The sequence below is a fragment of the Kitasatospora sp. MY 5-36 genome (assembly GCF_001182915.1).
Classification (GTDB): domain Bacteria; phylum Actinomycetota; class Actinomycetes; order Streptomycetales; family Streptomycetaceae; genus Kitasatospora.
Genome location: NZ_LFVW01000478.1, coordinates 1 through 9,046, shown reverse-complemented (window position 1 = coordinate 9,046; position 9,046 = coordinate 1). Strand labels below are relative to the sequence as shown.

Sequence of the window (9,046 nt, the reverse complement as noted above, 5' to 3'; positions counted from 1 at the left end):
CGCCCGTCCCGGCCGACGCGGCCCGGACCGCGCCGCGCCCGATGGCCGAGCTCCCGCCCGCCGAGGAGCGGCCCGCACCCGAGCAGCCGTCGGCCCCGACCGGCGAGCTGGCCAACACCCGTCGGCTGCTGGTCTGGCCCGAGCCCGACCCGGCCACCAAGCAGGCCCTCCAGGCGCGCGGCTACCTGCCGGTGATCGTCCGCTCCCGCGAGGAGGTGGACGCCCAGGTCCCCGGCTTCCCCGCCGCCCTCTTCGTCGACCCGCTGACCGGCCCGATCACCCGCACCGCGCTCCAGTCACTGCGCACCGCGGCGCTGAACCGCAGGGTCCCGGTGCTGGTCACCGCCGGCCTCGGCCAGGCCACCCGGGACGCCGCGTACGGGGCCGACCCGGCCGTCCTGCTGCGCGCCCTCGCACCGCGCGACGGCGAGCAGCACGCCCCGCGGGTGCTGCTGGTCGAGGGCGACCCGGACATCGCCGCCGCCATGATCAGCAGCCTGGAGCGGCGCGGCATGCACGTCGAGCACGCGGTGGACGAGAACGACGCGGTGGCCCGGGCCAGCAGCGTGCAGCCCAACCTGGTGGTGATGGACCTGCTGCAGATCCGCCGCCGCCGGGTCGGCCTGCTGGACTGGCTGCGCGCCAACGACCGGCTGCACCGCACCCCGCTGGTGGTCTACACCTCGGTGGACCTCGACCCGCGCGAACTGCCCCGGCTGCGCACCGGCGAGACGGTGCTGTTCCTCGCCGAGCGCTCGACCAGCGAGGACGTCCAGTCCCGGATCGTCGACCTGCTCGGGCGGATCGGCGCGATGGGCGAGGCGGGCGTCGCCGCCGCCGGCTGAGGCACGCCGCACACGTGGAAGGGCCGGCCGCCCCCGTTCGTACGGGGGCGGCCGGCCCTTCGCGCGGTCACTCCTTGCCGAGCACCGTGACGTCCAGCTCCTCGGCCGCGTAACTGGCCCGGATCACCTTCTTGTCGAACTTGCCGACCGAGGTCTTCGGCACCGACTCCACGATCGACCAGCGCTCCGGCAGCTGCCAGGAGGCGATCCGCTCGCCCAGGAAGGCCCGCAGCTCCTTCAGCCCCGCGGTCGCGCCCGGGCGCAGCACCACGGTGGCCAGCGGGCGCTCGCCCCACTTCTCGTCCGGGACGGCGACCACGGCGGCCTCGGCCACGTCGGGGTGGGCCATCAGGGCGTTCTCCAGCTCGACCGAGGAGATCCACTCGCCGCCGGACTTGATGACGTCCTTGGCCCGGTCGGTGAGGGTCAGGTAGCCGTCGGCGGTGATGGTGCCGACATCGCCGGTGCGCAGCCAGCCGTCCTCGGAGAACTTGTCGTCCGGGCGGACCGGGTCCTGGCCGGCGCCGCCGTAGTACGCCCCGGCGATCCACGGGCCGCGCACCTCCAGCTCGCCCGCCGAGACGCCGTCGTGCGGCATCCGCTCGCCGCCCGGGCCGATCAGCCGGGCCTCGACGGAGGCCGGGAAGATGCCCTGGGTGATCCGGTACGGCCACTCCTGCTCGGGGGTGAGGCCGCCCGGCGGCTGGGCGAAGGAGCCGAGCGGGGAGGTCTCGGTCATGCCCCAGGCGTGCAGCACCCGGATGCCGTGGCGCTCCTCGTAGGCCTTCATCAGGGAGGGCGGACAGGCGCTGCCGCCGATGACCACCATGCGCAGGCTGGAGGTGTCGTAGTCGCCGGCGTCGAGCTCGCCCAGCAGGCCGGCCCAGATGGTGGGGACGGCGGCGCTGACGGTCGGGCGGACGGCCGCGATCATCTCGGCCATCGGCTTGGGCTGGAGGAAACGATCCGGCATGAGCAGGTTGGCGCCGGACATGAAGGCCGCGTGCGGGATGCCCCAGGCCTGGACGTGGAACATCGGGACCACCGGCAGCGCGGTGTCGCTCGGGGTGAAGGCGAAGTTGTCGCCGGTGTTGACCTGGAGGCAGTGCAGGTAGACCGAGCGGTGGCTGTAGAGCACGCCCTTCGGGTCCCCGGTGGTGCCGGAGGTGTAGCAGAGGACGGCGGCCTGCCGCTCGTCGATGTCGCGCTGCCACGGGTACTCGGTGGGCCGGCCGGCGATCAGCTCCTTGTAGTCGTGCACGCCGCCCGCGAAGCCGGCCAGCACCGAGCGGTCGCCGGGGCCGCTGACCACGATGTGCCTGAGGGTCGGCGCGAGGTCCGGCAGGACGGCGGCGAGCAGCGGCAGGACGCTGCCGTTGACGATGATCACGCGGTCGGCGGCGTGGTTGACGATGAACGACAGCTGCTGGGACGGCAGCCGCAGGTTCAGCGTGTGCAGCACGGAGCCCGCCGAGGGGACGGCGAGGTACGCCTCCAGGTGCTCGGCGTTGTTCCACATCAGCGTCGCTATGACGCTCTCCTCGGTGCACCCGAGCTCGTCGCGCAGCGCCCAGGCGAGCTGGGCGGCGCGGGCGCCGACCTCGGCGTAGGTCCGGACGACCGGGCCGGTGCCGTCCCAGGTGGTCACGGTCGAACGGCCGTGGACCGTGGACCCGTGCTCCAGGATTCGGGCGACGGTGAGCGGAACGTCCTGCATCGTGCTGAACACGGGTCCTCCTTGACCTGGCGGCACTGGGGGCTGCGCTCGCGGCACCTACCGGGCGGTAATGCGCGCGGACGTGCCCGATTGTGCCGCTCCCACCCCCTGCTGTCAGTATCCCGGCCCCGTTGCGCGGATCACGGATTCGTCCCGGTTCCGCCCCCGGCCCGCTCCCCGCCCTGGGCGGGGAGTGGGCCGGTGATCGGCGGCGGGCCTCAGCGGGCGGTCGGGCCGTCCACGTGGTTGCGGTCCACGGTGAGGGTGGCGCCGCCGAAGGTCTCCTCGACGTTGCCGTGGTACTGGTGGACGCGCTGATGGAAGGTCCAGAGGTCGGGGGCCAGGGCGCCGGAGCCGTCGGTGTCGGCCTGGCCGTCCCAGCGGGCGTACCAGAGCGCGTCGGGCATCGGGGAGCCGCCGGCCCGGGCGGCGGCGGCGAGGTCCGCGATGCCGGAGTCGAGGCTGGAGTAGAAGCCGGAGCGGTAGCCGGCGGCGTGCAGGCCCGCCGTCCAGCCGAGGGTGAAGTCGACCACGGCCTGGCCGCAGGCCGGGTCGCGCAAGGGATAGGCCTCGATGTCCAGGTAGACCGGGCTGCCCTTGGCGAAGCCGAGCGCTCGCAGGGACCGGGCGGCCTCGTCCGCCTCCTCCCGGCCCTGCTCGACGGCCTTCCCCGGGTCGATCCGCTTGGGCTTGTGGCCCGGGTCGGCGCACGGCGCCTGCAGTCCGACGTGCACCGGCAGGAACCGCCAGCCCAGCGCCCGCACCTGGCGCACCCACTCGGCGGTGAGCCGCGGCTGGCCGCAGCCGCGCTGGGAGCCGCTGGTGTAGACGCCGAGCGCCCCGTACGGGGAGGCGTCGCGCCAGGCCTTCAGGGTGTCGAGCGGCGGTGCGGTGCAGGCGTCGAAGGCGGGGCCGCTCCAGGTGTCGCGGGCCCGGGGCGGGCCGGACCGGTCGGGCAGCCTGACGGCCCGGATGCGGGGGGCGGCGCCGGCGGCCGGGGTGACGGCTTCGGCGTTCACGACCGTCCCGTCGGTGGCCAGCAGGAGCACGAGGGCGGCGGCGAGGAGGGCGGCGGAGCGGAGATGGCGCACCCCGCCTTGATACTGACGGTCCGTCGGACGACTGCGGCAGCCACGCCGCGACACCCGCGCGAGTCCACCCTTTCGGACGCACCCGTCCGTATCCGTCCCGATTTTTGTAACGAGCTTGCTGGTTCATCACTCCTTACGGCAAACTCACAAATATGCCCACCTCCCATACCAGCGAAACCCCTGCCGCCTCGTCGTCGGCCGCCGCCGTCGCCGAGGCCCTGGCCATGCCGCCCTCCCCCAAGGGCGAGCCCGCCGGCGAGCGGGGCAGCTGGCGACGAGGTGGGGCGTCCGGCCCCTCGGCGCCACCCGAAGTCCACCCCGGCCGGTCCACCGGCCGGTTCGGCAAGGTCCTGCGGCGCCCGGAGCGGATCCCGGCGCCGCTTCTCTGTCTGACCGCGATGTTCCTGGTGCAGACCGGCATCGCCCTGTCCAAACCGCTGTTCGGCCCGCTCGGCGTCAGCGGCACGACCTTCCTCCGGCTCGGCTTCGCCGCCGTCATCCTGCTCGCCGTCACCCGGCCGAAGCTGCGCGACAAGCGCCCCCGCGACCTCGCCGCGGCCGCGCTGCTCGGCATGGCCTCGGCCGGGATGACCTTCCTGTTCGCCGGGGCGATCGACCGGCTGCCGATGGGCACCGCCGCGACCATCGAGTTCCTCGGCCCGCTCGCCGTCGCCCTGGTCTTCGCCCGGCGCGCCAGCCACCTGCTCTGGGCGCTGCTCGCGGCCGCGGGCGTGGCGCTGCTGACCCTGCTCGGCGAGGGCGACGGCGGCGGATCGCTCGACCCGGTCGGCCTGCTGTACGCCTTCGGGGCGGCCGCCTGCTACGCCCTGTACATCCTGTTCACCGACAAGGTCGGCGCGGCCTTCCAGGGCTTCCAGGGCCTGGCGGTGTCGATGACGGTCGGCGCGCTGACGCTGGCGCCGTTCGGGCTCGGCCAGGCCTGGCACGGGCTGACCGCGCCCGAGGCCTCGCCGGTGGCGCTGCTCGCCGCGGTGGCCGGGGTGTCGCTGCTGCTGCCGGTGATCCCGTACGCGCTGGAGATGACCGCGCTGCGACGGATGCCGCAGCGGGTGTTCAGCGTGCTGGTCAGCCTGGAGCCGGCGGTCAGCGCGCTGGTCGGGCTGGTGGTGCTGGGCCAGCTGCTGGGCGCGCCGCAGCTGGCCGGGATCGGGTGCGTGGTCGCGGCCAGCGTGGGGGCCACGCTGACCGGGCGACGGTAGCCAGCGCCGGTTTGGCCCCCCAGGACACCTTGGTGCCCTGGGGGCCTGGGTGCCCTGGGGACCCGGCGGCGTTACGGCCTTACGGCGTTACGGCGCTACGGCGTTACGGCGCTACGGCGTTACGGCGTTACGGCGTTACGGCGTTACGGCCAGAGCAGGGTGCGCGACCACTCCGGGGAGCTGACCGGACCGGTGCGGGTGTAGCGCAGCCGGGTGTGCCGGCGCTGGGCGTCGCCCTGCCAGAACTCCACCTCGTGCGCCCACAGGGTGTAGACCGCGTGCCCGGGCGCGACCGCGTCCGGATGCGCCTCCAGCCGGCGACGGGCGACCGCCTCCGCCTCGTCGTACTCGGCGACCGAGCCCAGCGGCTCGCTCTGCCGCCCGACCAGCGCGCCGACCCGGGCGGCGGGCGAGCGGGTGGCGAACTCGGCGGCGGCGACCAGGTCGGCGGCCCGCTCGACGGTGCCGCGCACCCGGACCTGGCGGCCCAGCTGCGGCCAGTAGACGGTCAGCGCGGCGGCCGGGTGCTCGGCGAGCTGGCGGCCCTTGGGGCTGTCGGCGGCCGCCGAGAAGTTCCAGCCGGTGCCGGCCGCGTCGACGTCGCGCAGCACCAGCACCCGGGCGTCCGGCATGCCGTCCGCGTCGACGGTCGAGAGGGTGAAGGCCTGCGGGTCCAGCACCCCGGCGTGCAGCGCGGTGGCGAGCCAGTCCACGAACAGCGGGCCGGGCTCGGCGGGGGCGGCCTGGTGGTCGAAGGACGGCAGCGGGCGGGCCATCGGCGGGCGGCCGAGCAGTAGTTCGGGGACGGACCTGGGCCCGGAGCGGTGCTCGTGGAGCGGCTCGGCCGACGGCTCCGGGCGCGCGTCCGCCGCCGGCTCCGCCCCGGCCTCCGGTGCGGGCCTGGCCTCGTCCGGGCCGGTCAGGCCCTCCTCCTCCGCCGCCATCGCGCGCCCTTCCTTCCGATTGCCGCGGTCGCAGCCCCGGCCGGGCCGGTCCGTCCGGGCCCGGGCACGTGGGTGCGCTGTCGGAGCGCAACCGTACCGCCGTAGGCCGACGGCTCCGGGCGCGGGCCCTCGGTGGACGGATCCGGGCCGGTCGGCGGGGGATTCCGGGGATGCCCGGCGGGGTGCTCCGACGGCGATGCGCGGCGGGGAGATCCGGCGAGGAGGCCCGGCGGGGACGTCCTGTGGGGACGCCCGGGCCGACAGCCGAGGAACCCGGGACCTGCGCCGGACACACTCGTGGGCGGTGCCGATGGTGGCACCGCCCACGAGACCGGTTTCGCGGTGACCCTTTCCGCCTGCCGGTCGTTGCGCTGTTCCCTCTGGTGGTGATGCGTCGGTGGTTCGGTGTCCGCTCCGGCCGTTCCGTTCCGGTCCGGGCCTGTCGGCGGGTGCTCAGCTCACCCGCGTCCACCCACGTCCGGCGCCCCCGCCTTCCGTGGTGCCCGGTGCCGTCACTCGGCCGTGCGGCCGGTCAGTCGGCCGGTCAGTTGAAGGTCGGGGCGACGACGACGTTGACGTCCTTGTTGCCCTGGCCTCCCTGGACGGTGCCGGTGTTGTCCTTCACCGCGATGGTGTTGTCCTGGTTCGTGGCGCCGGAGCCGGCGGCGGTCTGCTGGGTGGAGACGTAGTTGCCGTCGACCCCGCCGAACACGTTGCCGGTGCCGGTGTCGGAGACCGCCCCGGCGTTGGAGGCGCCCTCGGCGCCCGCGCCGTTGTCGGCGGCGGCAGCCCCGGCACCGGCCAGCAGCAGGCCGGCCGCGAGCGGGCCGGCGAGTAGGAGCCCGGCTGTTCGACGGGGGTGGGTGCGAGCCATGAATGCCTCCGGGAAGCTGCTTGTCGCGCAATGGTCGATCAAGGTGCGCAAGGTTCGTCGACCGGACGAACACCTGCGGGCTGCGACGCCGGAAGACAGACTTCCGCAACAAATCGACAAAGCGCTAGCTCACACGGCGAATTTCGCCCGTTTGCGTGATATCCACCCGGGCCGCGCATGACGGCCGGGAAAACGGAAAACGCGGCGAGATACCCCGTCCGAGCTGGGACTTCACCCGTACGGCCGCTGCTCGATGGTCGGTCCGGGGGACGGCGCGGCACCGCCACGCGATCCGCTGGGCGCACCACCCTGGCGCGTGCGAACCGCACGCACGCCCCCGGAAAAGTTCGGTCACCCTCCCATGTCGACTTTCCTGGTCATGAAAAGGCCGTCGGATGTCACACCACGACGGCAGGGGTTCGGACGTGCGGTCCCCGCCGAAATACTTCAGTGAAAATCAGATCATCTTGCCGGGATTCAGAATTCCCAGCGGATCGAAGACCGCCTTCAGCTGCCGTTGCAGGTCCAACGCCACCGGGCCCAGCTCACGGGCCAGCCAGTCCCGCTTCAGCAGCCCCACACCGTGCTCCCCGGTGATCGTGCCGCCCAGCTCCAGCCCGAGCGCCATGATCTCGTCGAAGGAGCGCTGGGCCCGGGCCGTCTCCTCCTCGTCCGAGGCGTCGAAGATGACGATCGGGTGGGTGTTGCCGTCCCCCGCGTGACTGACCACCCCGATGGTCAGCCCGTGCCGCTCGGCGATCACCGCGACGCCGTTCAGCATCTCCGCCAGCCGGGAGCGCGGCACCGCCACGTCGTCGATCATCGTGGTGCCCAGCCGGTCCAGCGCGGGCAGCGCCATCCGCCGGGCGGCCAGCAGCAGATCGGACTCCGCCTCGTCCTCGGCCGGCACCACCTCCGTCGCCCCGGCCTCCCGGCACAGCCGCGCGACCCGGGCCAGCTCGGCCACCCGGTCCGGCCCGTCGAAGGCCACCAGCAGCAGCGCCTGGGTGGACTCCGGCAGCCCCATCCGCCCCAACTCGTTGACGGCCCGCACCGAGACCGCGTCCATCAGCTCCATCAGCGACGGGGTCAGACCCCGAGCCATCACCTCGCAGACCGCCGCCCCGGCCGTGTCCGCGCTCGGGAACTCCGCCGCCAGCGCCAGCTGCGGGGCGGGCGCCGGCCGGAGCGACAGAACCGCCCGGACCACCACCCCGAGCGTCCCCTCCGAGCCGACGAACAGCCTGGTCAGGTCGTACCCGGCCACACCCTTCGCCGTCCGGCGGCCGGTGGACAGCAGCCGCCCGTCCGCCAGCACCACGTCCAGCCCGAGCACGTACTCGCTGGTGACGCCGTACTTCACGCAGCAGAGCCCACCGGCCCCGGTACCGATGTTGCCGCCGATCGTGCAGGACTCCCAGCTCGACGGATCCGGCGGATACGAGAGGCCCAACTCCTCGACAGCCCTGGACAGTTCGGCGTTCACCACACCGGGCTCGACCACCGCGATCCGGTTCACCGGGTCGATCTCCAGGATCCGGTTCAGCTTCACCAGCGACAGCACGACGCAGCCGTCCACCGCGTTCGCCGCACCCGACAGCCCGGTCCGGGCGCCCTGCGGCACCACCGGGACGCGCAGCTCGGTCGCGGTGCGCAGCACGTGCCGCACCTGCTCGACCGTCTCCGGGAACACCACCACCGCGGGCTGCCCGGCCGCGCAGAAGCCCGCCATGTCGTGGCGGTACGCGGCGGTCACGTCCGGGTCCACCACGACGGCCCCGTCCGGGAGGCCCTGCACCAGTCGGTCCGTCAGATCACTCATCGCCGCCTCCACTCGCCGCCCGACCGCCTCCACCTCCGCACTCTGCCCGGACGGCAGGGGGCGGGCAAGTGGGCCACGGGAAGGGGCGGGCGCCGGGACGGGCAGGGGCAGGTGAACGGGCGGGAGGACGAAGCACCGCCCGGACGGCAGGGGGCGGGCAAGTGGGCCATGGGAAGGGCGGGCACCGGGGCTGGCGGCAAGGGCCGCCGTACGGGGAGGTGCCGGCCGGAGCCCGGGGCCGGCGTGGCGACCGGTCGGCTCAGGCCCGGCGGAGGGTCGGGGTGGCCAGGGCGGTGAGGCCGGCGGCGGCGGTGGCGAGGGCGCAGAGAAGGGTGGGCGGGGCGGCGCCCGCCGCGTCCGCGAGCAGGCCCAGCAGGGCGTTCGAGAGCACCAGGGCCAGGCTCTGCACGAGCGTCAGCAGGGCCTGGACCCGCGAGAGATGGGTCGGCGGCGCGCCAGTCAGCACCAGCGGGCCGAGGTGGCAGGCGAAGAGCCCCGAGCCGAGGCCCGCCACCGTACTGCCGGCCACCGCC

At 74.3% G+C, this 9,046-nt stretch carries 8 protein-coding genes and 1 pseudogene; 3 read left to right on the top strand and 6 right to left on the bottom strand.

Going from position 1 to position 9,046, the window contains the following annotated elements; genetic code table 11:
- Positions 1 to 845 (top strand): PleD family two-component system response regulator (locus tag AE652_RS27705; protein WP_234348563.1); only part of this gene is annotated, 845 nt, incomplete at its 5' end.
- A 67-nt stretch (positions 846 to 912) separates the two neighbouring features.
- On the opposite strand, the gene AE652_RS27700 is transcribed toward AE652_RS27705, so the two are convergent.
- Together AE652_RS27700 and AE652_RS27695 are read right to left on the bottom strand one after the other, a co-directional pair.
- On the bottom strand, positions 913 to 2,574 hold the full coding sequence (locus tag AE652_RS27700; protein WP_049656287.1) for a long-chain fatty acid--CoA ligase: 1,662 nt from the start codon (positions 2,572 to 2,574) through the stop codon (positions 913 to 915).
- Positions 2,575 to 2,780: 206 nt separating this feature from the next.
- Positions 2,781 to 3,653 carry a DUF1906 domain-containing protein gene (locus AE652_RS27695; RefSeq protein ID WP_107086553.1) on the bottom strand — a complete coding sequence of 291 codons (873 nt, stop codon included), beginning with the start codon at positions 3,651 to 3,653 and terminating at the stop codon, positions 2,781 to 2,783.
- Between the two features lie 152 nt (positions 3,654 to 3,805).
- Between AE652_RS27695 and AE652_RS27690 the strand changes: the two genes are divergently transcribed.
- Positions 3,806 to 4,873, top strand: a complete 1,068-nt coding sequence (locus AE652_RS27690; RefSeq protein WP_199823150.1) for a DMT family transporter — start codon at positions 3,806 to 3,808, stop codon at positions 4,871 to 4,873.
- Between the two features lie 143 nt (positions 4,874 to 5,016).
- On the opposite strand, the gene AE652_RS27685 is transcribed toward AE652_RS27690, so the two are convergent.
- A complete protein-coding gene (locus AE652_RS27685; protein ID WP_234348562.1) occupies positions 5,017 to 5,817 on the bottom strand; it encodes a pyridoxal 5'-phosphate synthase in 801 nt (266 codons plus the stop codon).
- 544 nt (positions 5,818 to 6,361) lie between these two features.
- The gene (locus tag AE652_RS27680) at positions 6,362 to 6,691 is read right to left on the bottom strand and encodes a hypothetical protein (protein WP_049656286.1); all 330 of its coding nucleotides are present in this window, start codon (positions 6,689 to 6,691) and stop codon (positions 6,362 to 6,364) included.
- Between AE652_RS27680 and AE652_RS46625 the strand changes: the two genes are divergently transcribed.
- Entirely contained in the window at positions 6,690 to 6,872 is a 183-nt protein-coding gene (locus tag AE652_RS46625) for a hypothetical protein (RefSeq protein WP_143204509.1), read from the top strand. The two genes, AE652_RS27680 and AE652_RS46625, sit on opposite strands and share 2 nt — an antisense overlap.
- Before the next feature lie 276 nt (positions 6,873 to 7,148).
- Here AE652_RS46625 and AE652_RS27675 read toward each other — a convergent pair whose 3' ends face one another.
- Both AE652_RS27675 and AE652_RS27670 read right to left on the bottom strand, forming a co-directional pair.
- Positions 7,149 to 8,513, bottom strand: coding sequence for an FAD-binding oxidoreductase (locus AE652_RS27675; RefSeq protein ID WP_049656284.1), 1,365 nt, complete (start codon positions 8,511 to 8,513; stop codon positions 7,149 to 7,151).
- Positions 8,514 to 8,772: 259 nt separating this feature from the next.
- Positions 8,773 to 9,046: pseudogene (locus AE652_RS27670) on the bottom strand (MFS transporter); the annotation flags it as partial.

What these genes read in the sequence shown, in the direction of transcription:
- AE652_RS27690 (WP_199823150.1), top strand. Translation starts at nt 3,806, where the DNA reads ATGCCCACCTCCCATACCAGCGAAACCCCTGCCGCCTCGTCGTCGGCC.
- AE652_RS27685 (WP_234348562.1), bottom strand. Translation starts at nt 5,817, where the DNA reads ATGGCGGCGGAGGAGGAGGGCCTGACCGGCCCGGACGAGGCCAGGCCC.
- AE652_RS46625 (WP_143204509.1), top strand. Translation starts at nt 6,690, where the DNA reads ATGAATGCCTCCGGGAAGCTGCTTGTCGCGCAATGGTCGATCAAGGTG.
- AE652_RS27680 (WP_049656286.1), bottom strand. Translation starts at nt 6,691, where the DNA reads ATGGCTCGCACCCACCCCCGTCGAACAGCCGGGCTCCTACTCGCCGGC.
- AE652_RS27675 (WP_049656284.1), bottom strand. Translation starts at nt 8,513, where the DNA reads ATGAGTGATCTGACGGACCGACTGGTGCAGGGCCTCCCGGACGGGGCC.